General features: G+C 71.3%; 15 protein-coding genes. 10 read left to right on the top strand and 5 right to left on the bottom strand.

What is annotated here, in order from left to right:
* Nucleotides 1-193: 193 nt before the first annotated feature.
* The 4 genes from ACT2CW_RS29410 to ACT2CW_RS29395 all read left to right on the top strand — a co-directional run bounded on the left by ACT2CW_RS29410 (nucleotide 194) and on the right by ACT2CW_RS29395 (nucleotide 4,393).
* Complete coding sequence (locus ACT2CW_RS29410) at nucleotides 194-985, top strand: class I SAM-dependent methyltransferase (RefSeq protein ID WP_445518804.1); 792 nt, start codon at nucleotides 194-196, stop codon at nucleotides 983-985.
* A gap of 240 nt (nucleotides 986-1,225) precedes the next feature.
* Nucleotides 1,226-1,417 (top strand): putative ATP-grasp-modified RiPP, encoded by a 192-nt coding sequence (gene tgmA / locus ACT2CW_RS29405; protein ID WP_037962403.1) that lies wholly within the window; start codon nucleotides 1,226-1,228, stop codon nucleotides 1,415-1,417.
* Nucleotides 1,418-1,432: 15 nt separating this feature from the next.
* Nucleotides 1,433-2,371, top strand: a complete 939-nt coding sequence (gene tgmB, locus ACT2CW_RS29400) for an ATP-grasp ribosomal peptide maturase (RefSeq protein WP_164423448.1) — start codon at nucleotides 1,433-1,435, stop codon at nucleotides 2,369-2,371.
* A gap of 189 nt (nucleotides 2,372-2,560) precedes the next feature.
* Entirely contained in the window at nucleotides 2,561-4,393 is a 1,833-nt protein-coding gene (locus tag ACT2CW_RS29395) for a glycoside hydrolase family 15 protein (protein ID WP_445518803.1), read from the top strand.
* A 25-nt stretch (nucleotides 4,394-4,418) separates the two neighbouring features.
* On the opposite strand, the gene ACT2CW_RS29390 is transcribed toward ACT2CW_RS29395, so the two are convergent.
* On the bottom strand, nucleotides 4,419-6,038 hold the full coding sequence (locus ACT2CW_RS29390; protein ID WP_445518802.1) for a GMC oxidoreductase: 1,620 nt from the start codon (nucleotides 6,036-6,038) through the stop codon (nucleotides 4,419-4,421).
* 137 nt (nucleotides 6,039-6,175) lie between these two features.
* On the opposite strand from ACT2CW_RS29390, the gene dgoD reads away from it, so the two are divergent.
* Both dgoD and ACT2CW_RS29380 read left to right on the top strand, forming a co-directional pair.
* On the top strand, nucleotides 6,176-7,321 hold the full coding sequence (dgoD, locus tag ACT2CW_RS29385; protein ID WP_164423442.1) for a galactonate dehydratase: 1,146 nt from the start codon (nucleotides 6,176-6,178) through the stop codon (nucleotides 7,319-7,321).
* A 233-nt stretch (nucleotides 7,322-7,554) separates the two neighbouring features.
* Complete coding sequence (locus ACT2CW_RS29380) at nucleotides 7,555-10,932, top strand: pyruvate carboxylase (RefSeq protein WP_445518801.1); 3,378 nt, start codon at nucleotides 7,555-7,557, stop codon at nucleotides 10,930-10,932.
* A gap of 207 nt (nucleotides 10,933-11,139) precedes the next feature.
* On the opposite strand, the gene ACT2CW_RS29375 is transcribed toward ACT2CW_RS29380, so the two are convergent.
* Complete coding sequence (locus ACT2CW_RS29375; protein WP_445518800.1) at nucleotides 11,140-12,621, bottom strand: MFS transporter; 1,482 nt, start codon at nucleotides 12,619-12,621, stop codon at nucleotides 11,140-11,142.
* Nucleotides 12,618-13,208 carry a TetR/AcrR family transcriptional regulator gene (locus ACT2CW_RS29370; RefSeq protein WP_445518799.1) on the bottom strand — a complete coding sequence of 197 codons (591 nt, stop codon included), beginning with the start codon at nucleotides 13,206-13,208 and terminating at the stop codon, nucleotides 12,618-12,620. Before ACT2CW_RS29370 ends, ACT2CW_RS29375 begins: the two co-directional genes overlap by 4 nt.
* A gap of 247 nt (nucleotides 13,209-13,455) precedes the next feature.
* Between ACT2CW_RS29370 and ACT2CW_RS29365 the strand changes: the two genes are divergently transcribed.
* On the top strand, nucleotides 13,456-14,304 hold the full coding sequence (locus ACT2CW_RS29365; protein ID WP_445518798.1) for a hypothetical protein: 849 nt from the start codon (nucleotides 13,456-13,458) through the stop codon (nucleotides 14,302-14,304).
* Nucleotides 14,305-14,374: 70 nt separating this feature from the next.
* Here ACT2CW_RS29365 and ACT2CW_RS29360 read toward each other — a convergent pair whose 3' ends face one another.
* The gene (locus tag ACT2CW_RS29360) at nucleotides 14,375-14,878 is read right to left on the bottom strand and encodes a MarR family winged helix-turn-helix transcriptional regulator (protein ID WP_164423432.1); all 504 of its coding nucleotides are present in this window, start codon (nucleotides 14,876-14,878) and stop codon (nucleotides 14,375-14,377) included.
* 169 nt (nucleotides 14,879-15,047) lie between these two features.
* Between ACT2CW_RS29360 and ACT2CW_RS29355 the strand changes: the two genes are divergently transcribed.
* The gene (locus ACT2CW_RS29355) at nucleotides 15,048-16,712 is read left to right on the top strand and encodes a purple acid phosphatase family protein (protein WP_250852664.1); all 1,665 of its coding nucleotides are present in this window, start codon (nucleotides 15,048-15,050) and stop codon (nucleotides 16,710-16,712) included.
* A 56-nt stretch (nucleotides 16,713-16,768) separates the two neighbouring features.
* The gene (locus ACT2CW_RS29350; protein WP_445518797.1) at nucleotides 16,769-17,170 is read left to right on the top strand and encodes a DUF3662 domain-containing protein; all 402 of its coding nucleotides are present in this window, start codon (nucleotides 16,769-16,771) and stop codon (nucleotides 17,168-17,170) included.
* Nucleotides 17,171-17,174: 4 nt separating this feature from the next.
* Here ACT2CW_RS29350 and ACT2CW_RS29345 read toward each other — a convergent pair whose 3' ends face one another.
* A complete protein-coding gene (locus ACT2CW_RS29345; RefSeq protein ID WP_445518796.1) occupies nucleotides 17,175-19,631 on the bottom strand; it encodes a GH92 family glycosyl hydrolase in 2,457 nt (818 codons plus the stop codon).
* A 130-nt stretch (nucleotides 19,632-19,761) separates the two neighbouring features.
* On the opposite strand from ACT2CW_RS29345, the gene ACT2CW_RS29340 reads away from it, so the two are divergent.
* Entirely contained in the window at nucleotides 19,762-20,691 is a 930-nt protein-coding gene (locus tag ACT2CW_RS29340; protein ID WP_445518795.1) for a right-handed parallel beta-helix repeat-containing protein, read from the top strand.
* Nucleotides 20,692-20,744 lie beyond the last annotated feature (53 nt).

Below are 20,744 nucleotides of genomic sequence, written 5' to 3'. Positions count from 1 at the left end.
CCTAACGCGCCGGACCGGACGCCGCATCATCCGATCGGTTGATACGGCGATCATCCGGACCGCCTCCTGACCGGGGCCGCTCCGCCGATCCCCGCCGCCGCCACGGCGCCGAGGCTGGTACCGACCACGACGACGCGGGAACACATGGCCCGCCAGGCCGCCGCGTCCCCGCCACCAGCACGAGAGAGATCCCATGCCCGCCAAGAACCTCAGCGTCAACCGCTCCGCCCTCGGCCACCGGGTCTCCTACGCACTGCGCCATCCGCAGCGCGTACCGCGCCATCTGGTCCGCGCCACCCGGGACGCCTGGCTGCGCTACCGCTACCCGGACCACGTCGCGTACTACCGCGCGGTGATGCGGTCGGACACCCGTACCAGCCCGGAGGCGGCGGTCGGCAGCCGCAGCCATGAGCGGTGGCTGGCGCTGGGCGCGATGCAGTTCGACTATCTCCTCGGCCACGGGCTGCGCCCCGAGCACCGGATGCTGGAGATCGGCTGTGGCAATCTGCGGGCGGGCTGGCGGTTCATCAGCCATCTGGAGCCGGGCCACTACTACGGCATCGACATCTCGCCCGACATCCTGGCGGCCGCGCAGGACACGCTGGTGCGCCAGGGCCTCCAGGACCGTCTGCCCACCCTCACCCCGGTGCGCGATCTGACGCTGCGGTTCCTGCCCGACGCCCACTTCGACGTGGTGCACGCGCACAGCGTGTTCTCGCACTCGCCACTGCCGGTCATCGAGGAGTGCCTGGCCCATGTCGGCCGCGTCATGGCCCCGGGCGGCTGGTTCGACTTCACCTTCGACCGCACCGAGGGTGTGGAACACCAGGTGCTGCGGGAGGACTTCTACTACCGCACCGAGACGCTCATCGCACTGGCCGAGAAACACGGCCTGGCCGCGCGGTTCATGGCGGACTGGGAGGAGCTGCCGCACGGCCAGTCGAAGATCCGCGTCACCCACCGCGAGGGCGGACGGACGTCCTGACCCGACGGGCGGTCAGGCCCGGTGGTCCGCCTCGGAACACCGAGGCGGATCCGGTGCTCCCCCGGCACAGGCCGACTATTCGAAGACGCAATTCCTGAGGCATATGTTGCCTTGGAAGCCTGTGACACACTTCATATCGCCCTACACAGGACAAAATCGTTGCTAGTGAGTGCCGTAGACTTTTAGTACGTACTGTTGCGTGGTGGATAGACGAATACATGGAGCACCAAGAGGTCACTCATGCAGCCCTTCGTACTGAAGCACGCAATCCCCGCCGAGCGGTCGTCGGTCAGTGTTCCCTACGCCTATAACGCCGCCCTTCAGTTGAATGTCCTCTCTGACGGCCGTCCGGCCATCGCCGACCGGGCGGTGCTGCTGGCGACCGGCACGACCACGTCCACGGCCGGCTCCAAGACGCACTTCGACGACTGACCTGCACACACGTCGATGACGGTACTCATCCTGACCTGTCGCCAGGATGTCACTGCCGACTTGGTGGTGGCGGAGCTGCGCGAACAAGGCGTCCCTCTGGTGCGTTTCGATCCGGCCGACCTTCCGGATCAGGCCGCCCTGTCGGTCGAATTCGACCGTGGCGACTTCGCGGGATTTCTGTCGACCGAGGGACGCCTCGTCAGCATCCACGGTGTGCGGTCCATCTGGGTGCGCAGGCCGGGTCGGCCGGCGGCGCACGCGGCGAATCCCTCGGAGTGGCTGACGGCCGAGTGCGGACAGGCCCTGTACGGGATGCTCTACGCGACCACGGCACGCTGGATGAACCATCCCGCGGCCGCCGAACCGGCCCGCCACAAACCCTTCCAGTTGCGGGTCGCCCAGCACAGCGGTTTCGCCGTGCCCTCGACTCTTGTCACCACCTATCCGCGCGCGGCGCGCGATTTCGCGGTCCAGTACTCGGACATCGTGGTGAAATCCGCGTCCGGTCCACCGTCCGTCGATCCACCGGTCGCGCTGCCTACCACCCGTATCGGACCGGACACGGATTTCTCCGATGTCGCGGCCGGGGCGACCCTTCTTCAGCGCTACATTCCCAAAGCGGCGGACATCCGGCTGATCTGCGTCGGCAGCCAGTTATTCGCCGCGCGCAAGACCGCCGCCTCCGGCCAGGTGGATGGGCGCTATGGCTGTCATGGACACCACTGGGAACCGGTGGGCGTGCCCGCCAGAATCGTGCGCTCCGTGCATGAGTACATGACGCTCACCGGTCTTGCCTACGGGGCCTTCGACTTCGCCGAGGACGCCGAGGGCGTGTGGTGGTTCCTGGAGTGCAACCAGGGCGGTCAATTCGGCTTTGTCGAGCTCGAGACCGGTCAGCCCATCGCGGCGGCGGTCGCGTCCTGGCTGGCGGCACCCGGCTCCACCTCGCGCTGAGGGCCGGGGCCCCGCCGGACGTCCGGCTCCGCCGACCACATACGGTGATGAGAGGTGACACCGAGGCAGCGCCCGCGGGCGCCGGGGGCGCCCCGGTGGGCCGGGCGCTGCGCCGGACCGGTCCTTCGGTCGTATGGTGAAGTGAGAGTCCGCGCCGCCCATGGGTTCCGGCCCGCGCGGGAGGTTCCGATGACCGTCGCCGAGAGCATCCGCCACCCGACGGACGCGTCCCGCTATGTGCCGATCGCCGAGCACGGTCTGATCGGCGATCTGCGCACCGCCGCGCTCGTGGACACGCGCGGCACCATCGACTGGTACTGCCCGGTCCGGTTTGACGCCCCCAGTGTGTTCGCGTCGATCCTCGACGCCGACCGCGGCGGTTCCTTCCGGCTCACCCCCGAGGTGCCCGTCCGGACGAAGCAGTTCTACTTCCCGGACACCAACATCCTCATCACCCGCTTCTTCGCGGACGACGGGGTCGCCGAGGTCCAGGACTTCATGCCGATCGTGGACGACTCGCGCGAGGCCGACCGGCACCGGCTGATCCGCCGGGTGCTGTGCGTCCGCGGCTCGCTGCCCTTCACCGCACGGCTGGCACCCCGGTTCGACTACGGCCGGCAGTCGCACACGGTGCGCACCGAGAAGGAGCTCACGATCTTCGAGTCCCCGGAGCTGACGCTGGCGCTGACGTCCGGCGTCACCATGGAGGTCGACGGGCCCGACGCGGTGTCCACGTTCAAGCTGGTCGAGGGCGAGGCCGCGGTGTTCGCGCTGGACCGGATCGGCGGTACGGTGCAGCCGCGGCACTGCCCGCAGGCGGAGGCGGAGGAGCTGTTCGACGCCACCGTGCGCTACTGGCGCCGCTGGCTCGCGCAGTCCCGTTACCGCGGGCGGTGGCGGGAGATGGTGCACCGCTCGGCGCTCACCCTCAAGCTGCTCACCTACGCGCCGACCGGCGCCATCGTGGCGGCCCCGACGACCAGCCTCCCCGAGCAGATCGGCGGCGAGCGCAACTGGGACTACCGATACGTCTGGGTCCGCGACGCCGCGTTCTGCATCTACGCACTCCTGAGGCTGGGCTTCACCCAGGAGGCCGAGGCGTTCGTGCGCTTCCTGTCCGAGGGCATCGCCCTGGGAGACGGCCCCGGCGGCCCGTTGCAGATCATGTACGGCATCGACGGCCGCAGCGAGATCCCCGAGCAGACGCTCCCCCATCTGGAGGGGCATCTGGGCTCGTCCCCGGTCCGGGTCGGCAACGCGGCGGTCCACCAGCTCCAGCTGGACATCTACGGGGCGCTGGTGGACTCCCTCTACCTCTACGACAAGTGGGGGCAGCCGCTCTCCAGTGACCACTGGGACGCCGTGTGCACCCTGGTCGGCTGGGTGTGCGACAACTGGGACCGGCCCGATATGAGCGTCTGGGAGACCCGCTCCGGCCCGCAGCGCTTCCTGTACTCGCAGCTGATGTGCTGGGTCGCGATCGAGCGGGCGATGCGCATCGCCCGCCACCGCGGACTGCCCGCGGACATGGCCCGCTGGTCGACGGCGCGCGATGACATCTACCGCCGGATCATGCGGTGCGGCTGGTCGCCGCGGCGGCGCGCCTTCGTGCAGCGCGAGGGCGAGGAGGTGCTCGACGCCTCGCTGCTGATGATGCCGCTGTCGAAGTTCATCTCCCCCACCGACCCCAAGTGGCTGTCCACCCTGGACGCGCTGGGCGAGGAGCTGGTGTCCGATTCGCTGGTGTACCGCTACGACCCCACGGTGAGTCCGGACGGGCTGCGCGGTGAGGAGGGCACCTTCTCGATCTGCTCGTTCTGGTACGTCGAGGCGCTGTCCCGAGCCGGCCGGGTGGACGAGGCGCGGCTGGCCTTCGAGAAGATGCTCACCTACGCCAACCATGTCGGGCTGTACGCCGAGGAGATCGGCCGCACCGGTGAGCAGATCGGCAACTTCCCGCAGGCGTTCACCCATCTCGCGCTCATCAGCGCCGCGTTCAACCTCGACCGGGCCCTGGGCTGACGGGGCGGGCACGCCCCCGGCGGGGTCACCGGCCACCGACCGGGTCCTCGGCCAGGACCCGGGCCATGGTGCGCTCGGCCAGGGCGGTGATGGTGACGAACGGATTGACGCCGATGGAGCCCGGGATGAGCGAGCCGTCGGTCACATAGAGCCCGTCGTAGCCGGTCACCCGGCCGTAGGCGTCGGTGGCCCGGCCCAGCACGCAGCCGCCCAGCGGGTGGTAGCAGAAGTCGTCGGCGAAGGCCCGGGTGTCGCCGAAGAGGTCATAGCGGTAGATGGTGACATTGGCGGAGTTGACGCGGTCGAAGAGGGCCTTGGCCGCGGCCACGGAGGGCGCGCTCTGGGCGCGGGTCCAGTTGAGTACGGCGGTGTCCTTCGCCGCGTCGTAGGTGAAGGTGGCGCGCTCGGGGTTCCGGGTGATGGCGAGGTAGAGGCTGACCCAGGTCTCCAGACCGGCCGGCAGCGGGGCGATCTCGGCGAAGACCGGATTGGTGGCGTTGGACCAGTCGTCGATCGCCATCACCGGGATGGTGGACTGATGGGCGCCGGTCGGGTTCCACACGTGGTTGGCGCGGCCGAGCATGACATTGCCGTTGCCGCCCCAGCCCCGGCCGACCTCCGCGCTCAGCCCGGGGAGGGCGCCGGTCTCCCGGGCGCGCAGCAGGAGTTCGGTGGTGCCGAGGCTGCCCGCGCCGAGGAAGAGCGAGCGGCAGGTGATCTCGTCGGTGGCCACGACGGTGCCGGTGGTGTCGACACGGTCCACGGTGAGGACATAAGAGCCGTCCGGTGCCCGCCGCAGGGCGCGGACGCGGCTCAGCGTCTGGAGGGTGACCCGGCCGGTGCCGAGCGCGGCGGCGATATAGGTCTTGTCGAGGCTGCGCTTGCCGAAGTTGTTGCCGTAGATGACCTCCTGGGCGAGCGCGGACTTGGTCGCGGTTCCGTCGGCCTCGCGCCGCATGTAGTCGAAGTCGTAGACGTTGGGCACGAAGACGGTCTTCAGGCCCGCCTTGGCGGCCTGGGCGCGGGCGACCCGGGCGTAGGTGTACCACTCCGTGGACTCGAACCACGCGGAGGGCACGGTGGTGGCGCCGAGCATGCGGTTGGCCAGCGGGAAGTAGGTGTCGTACATGGGGTCCGCGGCCACCTGCGGCAGCATCTGCTGGAAGTACGAGCGCGGCGGGGTGACCGCGATACCACCGTTGACCAGCGAGCCGCCGCCGACCCCGCGGCCCACGTAGACGGACATGCCGGGGTAGCTGACGCGGTCCAGGACGCCGGGGTAGGGGGTGATGTCCTTGTTGATGACGTCCAGCCACAGGAAGGTGGACAGGGGTGCCTCGGTCCTTCTCTTGAACCACATGGAGCGCTGGTCGGGGGCGGTCATCGAACAGAAGACCCGGCCGTCGGGGCCCGGGGCGTCCCATAACCGCCCCATCTCCAGGACGAGCGTTCTTATGCCCGCCTCGCCGAGCCGGAGCGCGGCCACGGCCCCGCCGTAGCCGGAGCCGATGACGACGGCGGGGAAGTCGTCGGCGCTCTCGGCGGCGGCCGCCGGGGTGAGGCCGATACGGGTGAGTCCGAGGGCCGCCGCGCTCTGGAGGGCGGCCAGACCAAGAATATGACGACGCGTCAGGTTTGCTGTCATGGCGGCATGATGGGCGGAATCGCCGGAACTCGCCATGGCGTGGCGCAAGGTCTTTTCCGGCCCCGACGGCAGGCGAAGTTCTCATTATTTATCGTTTAATCTCACAGCCTCGCCCCTCCCAGGGAAGGACACCACCCGTGAAGATCTCTCGTATCGAGACATTCCTGGCCCCGCCGCGCTGGATGTTCGTCCGGGTGGAGACCGACGAGGGGGTGGTCGGCTGGGGCGAGCCGGTGGTCGAGGGGCGGGCCGAGCCGGTCCGCGCCGCGGTCGAGGTGCTCACCGAGTATCTGATCGGCCAGGACCCGATGCGGATCGAGGACCACTGGCAGGTGATGACCAAGGGTGGCTTCTACCGTGGCGGACCGGTCCTCTCCAGCGCCGTCGCCGGGCTGGACCAGGCGCTGTGGGACATCAAGGGCAAGCACTACGGCGTACCGGTGTACCAGCTGCTCGGCGGTCCGGTGCGGGAGCGGATCCGCGCCTACGCGTGGATCGGCGGCGATGAGCCCGAGGAGATCCGCGACGCGCTCACCGCGCAGATCGAGGCGGGGTTCACCGCCGTCAAGATGAACGGCTGCGGCCGGATGACCCCGGTCGCCACCCGGGCGGAGATACGGGCCGCGGTGCGCCGCGCCGAGACCGCCCGTGAGGTCCTCGGCGACGACCGCGACTTCGGCCTCGACTTCCACGGCCGGGTCTCCCCCGCCAACGCCCGCCGGCTGCTGCCGCTGCTCGCCGAGGCGGCGCCGCTGTTCGTCGAGGAGCCGGTGCTCTCCGAGCACATGGACATCGTCCCTGACCTGGTGAACGCCTCCCCCATCCCCATCGCGCTCGGTGAGCGCCTGTACTCGCGGCGCGAGTTCATCGCCCCGCTGCGGGCCGGGGTGGCCATCCTCCAGCCCGATATCTCGCATGCGGGCGGCATCTCCGAGCTGCGGCGCATCGCCGCCCTCGCCGAGCCCCACGGCGCCCAGCTCGCCCCGCACTGCCCGCTCGGGCCGGTGGCGCTCGCCGCCAGTCTCCAGATCGCCTTCACCACCCCGAACTTCCTCATCCAGGAGCAGAGCATCGGCATCCACTACAACCAGGGCGCCGAACTCCTGGACTACGTGGCCGATCCGGAGCCCTTCCGGTTCACCGCCGGGCAGCTCTCGCGCACCGACCGCCCGGGGCTCGGGATCGAGGTGGACGAGGCCGCGGTGCGCGCCGCCGACCGCCGGGGGCACGCCTGGCGGAATCCGGTGTGGCGCCATGCGGACGGCTCGCTCGCCGAGTGGTGAGCGGTCGCGCGCTCGACCGGCCCCTCCCGTTCCGGGGCCGTGCACAGCACCACCCGGCGCGGTCGCAGGGCCACTCTGGGTATCCCCGGCGACCATGGATAAGAGGACCCGATGCCATGTCGCCCGTCATCCACGAGAACTCGATCACACCGCGGGCGTGCCATATGGCAGGCGGCAGTAGGGTTCGCCGACAAGCGTGTGTGTTGGTAACGGGCAGGTAGAAGGGATCGGGCATGTTCCGCAAGGTGCTGGTCGCCAATCGTGGTGAGATCGCCATTCGCGCCTTCCGCGCCGGCTATGAGCTGGGCGCGAGAACCGTCGCCGTGTTCCCGCACGAGGACCGCAACTCACTGCACCGGCTGAAGGCCGATGAGGCGTACGAGATCGGCGAGCCGGGCCATCCGGTGCGGGCCTACCTCTCCGTCGAGGAGATCGTCAACGCGGCGCGTCAGGCGGGCGCGGACGCGGTGTACCCCGGTTACGGCTTCCTGTCCGAGAACCCCGATCTCGCGCGCGCGTGCGAGGAGGCGGGCATCACGTTCGTGGGGCCCAGCGCGCAGATCCTGGAGCTCACCGGGAACAAGGCGCGCGCGGTGGCCGCCGCCCGTGCGGCCGGGGTGCCGGTGCTGGGCTCCTCCGAGCCGTCGACCGATGTGGACGAGCTGGTCCGGGCCGCGGACGAGCTCGGTTTCCCGGTGTTCGTGAAGGCCGTCGCCGGTGGTGGCGGGCGCGGAATGCGCCGGGTCGAGAGCCGGGAGACGCTGCGCGAGTCCATCGAGGCCGCGGCGCGGGAGGCCGAGTCCGCCTTCGGCGATGCCACGGTCTTCCTGGAGAAGGCGGTGGTGGAGCCCCGCCATATCGAGGTGCAGATCCTCGCCGACGGGCAGGGCGATGTCATCCATCTGTTCGAGCGCGACTGTTCGGTGCAGCGGCGCCACCAGAAGGTGATCGAGCTGGCCCCCGCGCCCAACCTCGATCCGGAGCTGCGGGCCCGGATCTGCGAGGACGCGGTGAAGTTCGCCCGGGAGATCGGCTATCGCAACGCCGGTACGGTGGAGTTCCTGCTCGACCGCGACGGCCGCCATGTGTTCATCGAGATGAACCCGCGGATCCAGGTCGAGCACACGGTGACCGAGGAGATCACCGATGTGGACCTCGTCCAGTCGCAGCTGCGGATCGCCGCCGGTCAGACGCTGTCCGACCTCGGCCTCGCCCAGGACACCGTCTATCTGCGGGGTGCGGCGCTCCAGTGCCGGATCACCACCGAGGACCCGGCCAACGGCTTCCGCCCGGACACCGGGATGATCAGCGCGTACCGCTCCCCGGGCGGCTCGGGCATCCGGCTGGACGGCGGCACCACCCACTCCGGCGCGGAGATCAGTGCCCACTTCGACTCGATGCTCGTCAAGCTGACCTGCCGGGGGCGGGACTTCGCCACCGCGGTCGGCCGCGCCCGGCGCGCGGTGGCCGAGTTCCGCATCCGCGGGGTGTCCACCAACATCCCCTTCCTCCAGGCGGTGCTGGACGATCCGGACTTCCGGGCCGGGCAGGTCACCACGTCGTTCATCGAGCAGCGGCCGCATCTGCTGACGGCGCGTCACTCCGCCGACCGCGGCACCAAGCTGCTCACCTATCTCGCCGACATCACGGTGAACAAGCCCCACGGTGAGCGGCCCCATCTGATCGACGCGACCACCAAGCTCCCCCCGGTGCCGGACACCGAGCCGCCCGCCGGCTCCAAGCAGCGGCTCACCGAGCTGGGCCCGGAGGGCTTCGCGCGCCGGCTGCGCGAGTCGCCCACGATCGGTGTCACCGACACCACCTTCCGGGACGCGCACCAGTCGCTGCTGGCCACCCGGGTCCGCAGCAAGGACCTGCTGGCCGTGGCCCCGGTGGTGGCGCGGACCGTGCCGGAGCTGCTGTCGCTGGAGTGCTGGGGCGGGGCCACCTACGACGTGGCGCTGCGGTTCCTCGCCGAGGACCCCTGGGAGCGGCTGGCCAAGCTGCGCGAGGCGGTGCCCAACATCTGTCTCCAGATGCTGCTGCGCGGCCGCAACACCGTGGGCTACACGCCGTACCCGACCGAGGTGACCACCTCCTTCGTACGGGAGGCCACGGCCACCGGGATCGACATCTTCCGGATCTTCGACGCGCTGAACGACATCGGGCAGATGCGGCCCGCGATCGACGCGGTACGGGAGACCGGCTCGGCCATCGCCGAGGTGGCGCTCTGCTACACCTCCGACCTGTCCGATCCCTCGGAGCGGCTCTACACCCTCGACTACTATCTGCGGCTCGCCGAGCAGATCGTGGACGCGGGCGCGCATGTGCTGGCCATCAAGGACATGGCGGGGCTGCTGCGCGCCCCGGCCGCGGCGAAGCTGGTCTCCGCGCTGCGCCGGGAGTTCGACCTGCCGGTGCACATCCACACCCATGACACCGCGGGCGGTCAGCTGGCCACCTATCTCGCGGCGGTGCAGGCCGGTGCGGACGCGGTGGACGGCGCGGTGGCGTCCATGGCGGGCACCACCTCCCAGCCGTCGCTGTCGGCGATCGTGGCGGCCACCGACCACTCCGACCGGCCGACCGGGCTCGACCTCGAGGCGATCGGCGGCCTGGAGCCGTACTGGGAGGCCGTGCGCAAGATCTACGCACCGTTCGAGGCGGGTCTCGCCTCGCCGACCGGACGGGTGTACCACCATGAGATCCCCGGTGGTCAGCTGTCCAATCTGCGCACCCAGGCCATCGCGCTCGGGCTCGGCGACCGGTTCGAGGACATCGAGGCGATGTACACCGCCGCGGACCGGATCCTGGGCCATCTGGTGAAGGTCACCCCGTCGTCGAAGGTGGTCGGCGATCTCGCGCTGCACCTGGTGGGGGCGGGGGTGTCGCCGGAGGACTTCGAGGCGGAGCCGGGCCGGTACGACATCCCGGACTCGGTCATCGGGTTCCTCCGCGGCGAGCTGGGCAATCCGCCCGGCGGCTGGCCCGAGCCGTTCCGCGGCAAGGCGCTGGAGGGCCGTGCCGCCGCCAAGCCGGTGGCCGCGGAGCTGTCCGCGGAGGACCGGGAGCAGTTGGAGAAGGACCCGCGGGCCACGCTGAACCGGCTGCTGTTCCCCGGCCCGACCAAGGAGTTCGAGGCGCACCGGCAGGCCCATGGCGACACCAGCGTGCTGGACAGCAAGGACTTCTTCTACGGACTGCGCCCACGGCACGAGTACACGGTGGACCTCGAGCCCGGTGTCCGGCTGCTGATCGAGCTGGAGGCCATCGGCGACGCCGACGAGCGCGGTATGCGCACGGTGATGGCCTCGCTGAACGGCCAGTTGCGCCCGGTCCAGGTGCGGGACACCTCGGTGGCCTCCGACGTACCGGCCACCGAGAAGGCCGACCGGAGCAACCCCGGCCATGTGGCGGCGCCCTTCGCGGGTGTGGTGACCCTGGCGGTGGCCGAGGGCGACCAGGTGGAGGCCGGTGCCACCATCGGCACGATCGAGGCGATGAAGATGGAGGCCACCATCGCGGCCCCGAAGAGCGGGACCGTGTCGCGCATCGCCATCAACACGATTCAGCAGGTGGAGGGCGGCGATCTGCTGGTCGCCCTCAACTGAGCCGAACCCACCCGCCACGCGCCGCCGCCACCGGCCCCCCGGCCCTCGGGTCAGGGGCGACCGGTGGCGGCGGTTTCGTACGCCCGCGGATTCGTACGCCCGCAGGTTCGTACGCCCGCGGAAAGGCGTCCACCGCGGACCCGGGCGGCGGATGGCCGTACGGACCGGTAGCTGCACGACCCGGTGCACACCACGGGCGATGTGGGGTCACGCGCCCGACGCGATCTCGGACCTCGGGGGTCCGTCCGGGAGCTCTGCCACCGGCCGGTCCTCGGGCCGCCGCGGCGCCGGTCGGCCGGGCAGCCTGGTGGCCAGTAGCGCACCGGCCGCGGCCACGGCCGCGAGGACCGTCAGCGCCGGTCCCATCGCCGAGAGGAAGACATCGGCCGCCCAGCGCGGCCCGTCACCGGGCGGCCGCCCGGCGGCGTCACCCCGCCCGGCCACGCTCATCAGCGTGGTCGCGGCGGCGACCCCCAGCGCGGGCCCGATGTTCATGGCGGTCTGCTGGAGCCCGCCCGCCACCCCGGCGGTGTCCACGGACGCGTCCCGCACGACGACGGTGGTCGCGGTGACCATCACGGTGGCGAAACCCGCGCCCAGCAGGAGGAAGCAGCCCCCGATCGCCTCGGCGCCCGAGCCCCGGCCGAGACGGGACATCAGCAGCACACCGGCCGCCACCAGAACCATCCCCGCCACCGCCGTACGGCGGGGACCCTGACGAGACGTCAGCATCGCCGCCACCGGCGCGCCCAGCACCATCATCACCGCGAGCGGCAGCGCCCGCACCCCGCCGGCCAGCGGATCCAGCGCGAGCACGCCCTGGAGGTAGTACGTGCCGAGGAACAGCGCCCCGAACAGTGCGGCCGACGCGGCCACCAGCACACCGAGCGCCGGGCCCGCGGCGCCCGACCGCAGCACGCCCGGCGGCACCAGCGGATCCCGCGTCCGGCGCTCATGCCGTACGAAGACGCCTCCGGCCACCACGGCGCACCCGGCCCCGAGCGCGGTCGTCACCGTCCAGCCGGTTTCGGGGATGCCGACGAGCGTGTGCACCAGCCCGGCCAGCGCCACCGCGAGCAGAGCGGCACCGGGCAGATCGAGCCGCGGCCCGGCGCCCTCGCGGGACACGGCCCGGCCCCGGACGGCGAGGGCCGCCACACCCATGGCGAGGGCGGGCACGACATTGACGAAGAACACCGCCCGCCACCCCAGCTGGCTGGTCAGCGCCCCGCCGGCCAGGGGACCGGCCACGGCCGCCAGCCCGATGGCGCCGGTCCGCACCGCGACGGGCCTGCCGAGCCGGTCGGGCGGGTACGCGGCCCGCAGCATCCCGAGGGTGGCGGGTTGCAGCAGCGCCCCGAAAACCCCCTGGACGACCCGCAGCCCGATCACCCAGCCGATGCCGCCCGCGAGCCCGATGCCCGCCGAGGCGGCGCCGAAGCCCAGCATCCCGATGGCGAAGACGCGCCGATGGCCATAGCGGTCGCCGAGGCGGCCCGCGAACACCAGCAGACTCGCCACGGCGATCAGATATCCGGTACTGGTCCACTGGACCTGCGCGAACGTGGCATGGAGATCCCGTTGCAGCCGGGGCTGGGCGACGGTCAGCACGGTGCCGTCCAGGGCGACGATCACGGCTCCGGTGACGCTCGCGGCGAGGGTGAGGCGCCGGGCGCGCGGGGAGCTCATCGGACCTCCGGGCCGAGGTGGGCGTCGAGCGCGGCCCGCAGCAGCGGCTCGGGATCGTCGCCTCCCACCGCGAGCTGAAGGCTGCCCCAGCCCCACAGTTGGGCGATGCCGTGCAGATTCGCCCACAGCGCGCCCGCGACGATCCGTGGCTCCGCGCCGGAGTCCGGCCGTGCCTCGGCCACCAGGTCGACGAGGGTGGCGAAGAGCGGCAGGCTCGTCTCCCGCAGACCCAAGTGGCCGCTCTCCAGCAGATCGTGACGGAACATCAGCTCGAACATGCCGCGGTTGGTCAGCGCGAAGTCGAGCCAGCTCCGCGCCAGCGCCGTCAACTGCTCACGTGGCTCGCCCTCATGGGCGGCGACGGCCTCACCGGCCTGGGCGGCCAGGCTCTCGAAGCCGCGGCGCGCGATGGCGGACAGCAGGGACAGATGCGTCGGGAAGTACCGCCGCGGCGCCCCGTGCGACACCCCGGCCCGACGGGCGATCTCCCGCAGCGAGAGGGCCCCGGCCCCCTCCTCGTCCACCAGCTCCACCCCGACGTCCACCAACCGGGACCGGAGACCTGTGTCCTGCCCACCCTCAGCCATAGACACTGTCTACCAGACACCCGTAGACACTGTCTACGGGTTCACAAGAACGAACAAACGCTCAAAATGAGGGACGGAGATGCCACCCTATGCCCCAGTAAGTGACCGATTCTGTTCAGCTACCTGAACCAATTCTCAGGTAAAGAACCGTCCTCGCGCCTTGACGGTCGATTTGGTCCGGTCCAATCTGCGTGGTGCGCCATGAGCACGCCACTCCTTTACCGGATCAGGAAGGAAGTCAACGACCATGGCAGAACTCCCCCCTCCCCACCCGTTGAGCCGCCGCCGGGTCCTCGGTTCGATGGCCGCGGCAGCCGTCGGAACACCGATCGCCCTCGGGCAGCTGGCCTCGGGCGCCACCCCGGCCTCCGCCGCCTCGCGCGCCGCGGCCGCGCAGTTGCTCTGGCATCCTGACCCGTCCAGCGACGGGCTCAAGGCGTTCGAGGGCATCGAGGCGGACCGCGGCGGAGCCCACCCCGACCGGAAGTACGTGATCGTCGAGGGCGGTGACCACTACCGCTTCAACATCTGGAAGGACGACCGGGACACCACCGGGGGCGGCGACCGCCAGCGCACCGAGTCCAAGGGCATGGTGCAGGGCGGCTCCACCGTGAAGATGCGTGATGGTGAGACCTGGAGCCTCAGCTACGAGATGTTCATGCCCACCTCGCTGCACGGCACCAGCAAGTTCACCCACATCTTCCAGACCAAGACCCCGGTGGACAACGGCGGTCCGTACATCACCCTGGACCTGGGCCGCAGCGGCAGCACGGAGACGCTGCGGGCCCGTGCGTACGCCAACTCCGGCTCACCGGACATCGCCTCGACCAGCCTCGCGCCGCTGCGCAACAAGTGGATCACCATCGAGTGGACGTTCACCATCGGCTCGAACGGCAAGGCGGCCTGCGTGGTGCGCAACGGCACCGGGTCCGGTGCCCCGGTGGCGGTCCAGGGCAGCATGTCCAATGTGAAGATGCCCGACCAGGACGACTACCAGCGGCCCAAGTGGGGCATCTACCGCTCGGTCGAGAGCGCCTCGTCGGACATCCTCGACACCTATCTGCTGTTCCGGAACTTCCGGGCGTCCAAGGCGTAGCCGACGGGCCATCTCGCGGCGCGGCGCACCCGCGGCGGTGACGCGGGGCCGGTGGCGCCCCGGCCCCGCGTCACCGATCGCCGGACACCTCGGGCGCCCCGGACACCGGCAGATGACGGGCCACGGAGGCGTTGAGCCGCTCCAGGTAGTCCGTCAGCCGGGCGAGGTCCTCGTCCGGCCAGTCGGCGATGGCCTCGCCCAGCAGCCGGGTCCGCCGGGCGGCCGCCACGGCGACATGGCGGCGCCCGGTGTCGGTCAGCGCCACCCGCCGTATCCGCCGGTCCACGGTGTCCCGCACCCGGGTCACCAGCCCCGCCGCCGCCAGCCGGTCCACGACGCGCACGGCGCGAGCCCGGTCGGACAGCAGCAGGGCGGCGATGTCGGACACGGTGGGCGGCGGCGGGGTGCTGGCCTCGACGAAGCGCAGCACCCGGTAGCCGGTCGGGGTGACACCCGCGGGCAGCCCGCCCAGGAAGCGCTCCCGCACCAGCGGTCCGTACAGCCCGTGGCGGGCGTGGCGCAGCTCCTGTAGCACCGCGTCCAGCCCGCGCAGCTCCTCGTCCCGATCGCTCACGGACACCAGCGTGCGGCGCCGCCACCGCCCCTGGCAACGCACATCCGCCACCGTGCACCGAGATGGTTGTCGGGGTTCGCCGTCCGGTCGCCCGCCGGTAGCCCGCCGTGCCGTGGTGTTCACGGCGCCACGGTGTCCGGCGACAACGGGTGCGTGGGAGCTTCGCCCCATGACGACGACACCGAAGAACACTGCCACCACATCGGCAGCGTCGGCCACCAGACCGGCGACGGCGGCCACCACATCGACCACGTCCCGGGTGAGCCGCCGGGGGCTGCTGGGCGTGGCGGGCGCCGCGGCGGCCGGTGCGGGCACATATCTGTCCCAGCAGGAGGCGGTGGCGGCCTCGCCGGTGCTGTGGACCCGGCCGGAGGGGTCCGGAATGCCGCCGGTGAGCGGGCTGCACCTACAGTTCGGGGCCGACGCCGCCCGGGAGGTCGTGGTGTCCTGGCAGACACCGGTGCCGGTGAAACGGCCGCGGGTCATGCTCGGCACCCCGGCCCATGGCATGGGCACCGAGGTCACCGCGCGGACCACCTTCTACCGGGACGCCAAGTCCCAGCAGAGCATGTATGTCCACCACGCCCGGCTGAGCCGGCTGCGCCCCGGCGCCGACTACGTCTACGCCGCCGTCCACGACGGGGCGACGCCGGAGGCGGGGTCGTTCCGCACCGGGCCGGGCGGCCGGGCGCCGTTCACCTTCACCAGCTTCGGCGACCAGGGCACGCCCACGGTGGGCAAGCTGAACGGGCCCAAGCCGCCGAAGATCACCGAGAAGCTCACCTATCTCAACGACAACCTCGGCTCGCCGTACGCCAACGACGTGACCACCGCCGTCGAGCGGGTCGCGCCCCTGTTCCACCTCATCAACGGCGATCTGTGCTACGCCAATCTGTCCGAGGACCGGCTGCGCACCTGGGCCGACTGGTTCGACATGACCAGCCGGTCCTCGCGGTTCCGGCCGTGGATGCCCGCGGCCGGCAACCACGAGAACGAGCTGGGCAACGGGCCGATCGGATTCGCCGCCTACCAGGCGTACTTCTCACTGCCCGGCAACGGCGGCGACGACGAGACCCAGGGGCTGTGGTACGCCTTCACCGTCGGCTCGGTGCGCGTCGTGAGCCTGGCCAATGACGACGTGGCCCTCCAGGACGCCGGGAACACCTATGTGCGGGGCTACTCCGGCGGTGCCCAGCGCCGCTGGCTGGAGGCCGAGCTCACCCGGGCCCGGGCCGACCGGGACATCGACTGGATCGTGGTCGTCATGCACCAGGTGGTCGTCTCCACGGCCGACCACCCGGGCAACGGCGCCGACCTCGGCATCCGCCAGGAGTGGCTGCCGCTCTTCGACCGTTACGGCGTCGACCTGGTCGTCTGCGGCCATGAACACCACTACGAGCGCTCCCACCCGATCCGCGGCCGGGAGCCCAACGACACGATGACGCCGACCCCCGCCGCCACCCGTACCGATCTGGTGGACACCGGCGAGGGAACGGTGCACATGGTCATCGGTGGCGGTGGCACCTCGATCCCGTCGATGGACGTCCTGTTCGACACCCCGCGGTGCAATGTCATCACCGGGGTCGGCGCCGCCGGTGCGAACGGCCGGAAGACCCCGGTCTATGTGGCGGAGGCGGCCCCGTGGTCGGCGGTGCGCGACCGGGTGAACCCGTACGGCTTCGCCGCGTTCACCGTGGACCCCGGCACCAGGCCGGGCGGCCCCACCACCATGTCGGTGACCTACTACGCGGTCACCGGGCTCTACGGCCGTATCGAGCCCGTGGACACCTTCACGCTCCGGCGGACCCGTAGCGACGGTGAACCGCGCCGATGACGGTGAGCTGCGCCGATAAGGGCATGAGGTGATCCATTTCGGGAACGCGGGAGGGCATGCAGACGCTGAACCGATGGGAACGGGCGATTGAGCGCTGGGAGGCATCGCTGCTCGCCAAGGTGGTCCGCAGCGAGCCCGTCGAACTCCTCGGCGCGCTGAAACGTGAATGCGACAGCCACACCGTGGTGTGCGGACCGACCAGGGTGGTCGTGCCCAACGTCTATGACGTCGAGCTCGCCCACGCGGTCCACGAGGAGCTCACCCGGCGTGGCTGTCATGTGGGGCAGGAGCTGACGGATCAGCTGATGCGCCACGCGGAGGACAAGGGCTATGAGTGGGCCGGCCCGCTCACCGTGCACGTGTCCCGGTCCGACCGGGTGCCCAACGGCAGGTACCGGGTGGCGGGCCGGCCCATGACCCACATCCGCGCCGACACGTTCGCCGACGCGACGGCCTAACGCGTCAGTGGGGCAGCCGCCCCGGGTCGGTGGCCCAGCCGGTGTCGGGCCGGTCGGCCAGGTCGAAGGAGAGCGAACCGCCCTGGCGCAGCACGGAGCCGTCCAGCCATGAGGTGTCGTGCGGCCGGCCGTTCACCCGCACCGCGTGCACATAGGGGCGGGTGTCGGACGCGTTCGGGGCGTCGATGGTCAGGGCGCGCCGCTGCCCCGCCGGGGCGATCTCCGCGTGCGGGAAGAGCGGACCGGTGAGCAGCGCCTCGGCGCGCCCCGGGGCCTGCGGATAGAGGCCGAGCGCCGCGAACACGTACCACGCGGACATCGTGCCCAGGTCGTCGTTGCCGGGCAGCCCCTTCGGCCCGGTGCCGTAGACGGTGGTGACGATCTGGCGCACCGTCTCCTGGGTCTTCCAGGGCTGCCCGAGGGCGTTGTAGAGCCAGGGGGCGTGGATGCCGGGTTCGTTGGTGGGGTCGTAGCGGAGCGGGTCGCCGCCGCGGACCGACCAGGAGCCGTCGGGCTTGTGGAAGAAGCCGTCCAGCCGGGCCGCCGCCTTGTCGCGGCCACCCATGGCCTCGGCGAGCCCCTGGACGTCCTGCGGCACCATCCAGGTGTAGGTGGCCGCGCTGCCCTGGGCGAAGCCCCGGTCGGACGCCGGGTCGAAGGGGGTCACCCAGGAGCCGTCCCGGTTCCTGGCCTGGATGTAGCCCGCCGCGCCGGTGGCCTGGGGGTTGAACACATTGCGCCAGTAGCCGCCGCGCGCGCCGAGCTCGTCGGCCTCCTTCGCGCGGCCGAGCAGCCGGGCCCAGCGGGCGAGCGCGTCATCGGCGACGGAGTCCTCCAGGGTCTCCGCGGCGCCGCCCCAGCAGTGGCAGGCGTCCTGTGCGGCGTACCGGGATTCCAGGTACTGGGCGAGGTTCGGGCGCTGGCCCTCGCACTGCCCCGGGCAGCCCTTGTCGGAGAGCCCGTCGGGGTGGGGGACGGTGGCCTGGCGGTAGAGGGAGTCGAAGGCGCCCTTGGCGTCGAAGTTCCGCACCCCCATGGCGTAGAAGGTGGCGAGCGTGGCGGCGGAGGGGTCGCCGGTCATCACATGGGTGGCGCCGCTGATGTGCACCCAGCGGTCCCACACCCCGCCGTTCTGCCGGGCGAAGTTGAGCAGCGACTGGGCGAAGTCCCCGGCGACCCTGGGCTGGAGCAGGGCGAGCAGCTGCACCTGGGCGCGGTACTGGTCCCAGCCGGAGAAGTTGCTGTACTGCGCCGTCTGCCCGCGCTCGACGCGGTGCGGTGTGCCGTCCATGCCCGGGTAGCGGCCGTCGGTGTCGCTGATCAGGTCGGGCTGCTGGAGCGAGTGGTAGAGGGCGGTGTAGAACGCGGTGCGGCGCGGCTCACTGCCGCCGCTGATCCGGATGGCGCGCAGCCGGCGGTCCCAGGCGGCCCGTCCCGCGGCGGCCACGTCGGCGACGCTCGCCCGGGGCGCTATCTCGGCGCGCAGATTGGCCTCGGCGCCCGCGAGGGAGACGTACGAGATGCCGAGCCGCATCCGGACATCGTTGTCCCGCGCGGTGTCGAAGCCGACGTATCCGCCGGAGCCGCGCCCGGCCCGGTCGGCGCCGGTGAGATAGCCCTCGCCGCCGTCGGCGGTGGTGGCGCCGGGTGCGAGCCGGTCGTTCTCCCAGGTGCCCACGGTGGAGAAGGCGCGGTCGAACGAGGCGCTGAAGTAGAGACGGTAGTAGGTCTTGCGGTTGTTCGCCCCGCCGTTGGCGCGCCGTCCGCAGAACGCGCCGGTGAGCACCCAGCCGGTGACCTTGTGCCGCTCCCGGTCGATCTCGATGTGGGCGTTCTCGCTGCCGTTGAGCGAGTTGGAGGTGCGGAACAGCAGCCGGGCCGGGGCGTCCTGGGGGAAGGAGAAGTCGCCGACACCGGCCCGCTCGCTGACCGCGAGATCGGCGGACGCGCCCGAGTCGAGCCCCACCCGGTAGTGGCCGGGCTCGGCCTTCTCCTTCTCGTGCGAGAAGGTGGCGGCGTACTTCTGGTCCTTGGTGTCGGCGGTGGGAGAGCTGTCCACCTCGCCCACGAACGGCATGATCGGCACATCGCCCGCGGCTCCGGGGTGGCAGCCCGCGCCGTTGACATGGGTGAGGCTGAAGCCCCGGACCCGGGTGGTGTCGTACGAATAGCCATTGGCCGCCGCGGTGTTGGTCTGGTCGCCGGTGGTGCTGGTCGGGGACCAGGCGATCATGCCGAACGGCAGGTTGGCGCCCGGGTAGGTGTTGCCACCGCCCGCGGAGCCGATCAGCGGGTCCACATAGGTGACGGGGTGACGTACCTCGTCGGCCCGTGCCGCCGCGCTCGCCGCGGGGGCCTCGACAAGCGGGGCGAGCAGCGCGCCGACCGCCACCGCCACTCCCCCGCCGACCAGCGCCGATCGGCTCTTACGTCTCTTTCGCTGCGTGCTGTGCGTCTCCATCGGGGATCACGCCCTTCCATGTGTCGGAGCGAACCTAGGGGCGTACGGTGACGGTGGGGTGAACCGGAGGCCGGCGACACACGGCTGACGGCGGGACCGGTCCCCGGGATCCCGCTCTACGGTTCCCGCCATGCGGATCACTTGGAGACTCGTCCTCGGCTTTCTCGCCGTCTCGGTCCTCGCCCTCCTGGCCGCCCTGGCGCGTCCGTCATGGCCTCAGGAGCGCGGCGCCGCCGGGCCGACGGCGTCGCTCACCACCGGGAACGGGAGCGAGCGCTGCACCCTGCGCGCCGCCACCCCGCGGGAGGCGGCGCGCCGGGCGAAGCCGGGGGACACCGTCTGCTTCGACGGCGATCTGTCCCGGCGGCGGCTGGTCATCTCCAAGGGCGGGAGCCGGGAGCACCCGATCACCTACGCCGGGGGCGGGGACGCCGTGGACGGCATCACCATCGAGGCCGACGATGTGATCGTGGACGGGTTCCGGTCCGTCCGGCCGGAGGCGCCCGGGATCGAGCTGACCGGCCACCGCGTCGCCGTGCGGAACAACACCGTGGTCGGCCCGAGGGGCGGGGACGGCGACGGCATCCGGTTCTTCGGCGACGATCTGACCATCGCGCACAACACGGTCCGGGACACCGACAACAGCCATGGCCGGCACGCCGACTGCATGCAGACCTTCGCCAGCGACACCCCGCCCAGCCACCGTGTCCGCATCGAGAACAACCGCTGCGAGGACATCGACAACATGTGCCTGATGGCCGAGGGCCCCAACGACGGCGAGGGCGACGGCCACGGCACCACCGGCGACTTCACCATCAGGGGCAACCACTGCGAGACGCTGCGCGCCTCCCAGGCCCTGATGTTCGAGGACGTACGGAACGCCACCATCACCGGCAATGAGTTCGCCGCCCCCACCCACCACGCCATCGGCCTCGCCGACCACTCGACCGGCGCCCGGGTCGACGGCAACACCCTCCATCCCGGTATCCGCTACGAGGTGGGCATCGACGCCTCGTCCCGCCCGGGTTACCGGGGCCCGGAGCCGGGCGGTCTGCCGTAGGAGCCTCTGGGAGGAGGAGCCGGGGGGGAGCGGGGGCGCGGGGTTCTCCCGCT

The sequence above is a fragment of the Streptomyces sp. NEAU-174 genome, assembly GCF_052665095.1.
Note: the sequence above shows the minus strand (reverse complement) of the source record. Positions and strands in the feature narration are given on the sequence as shown.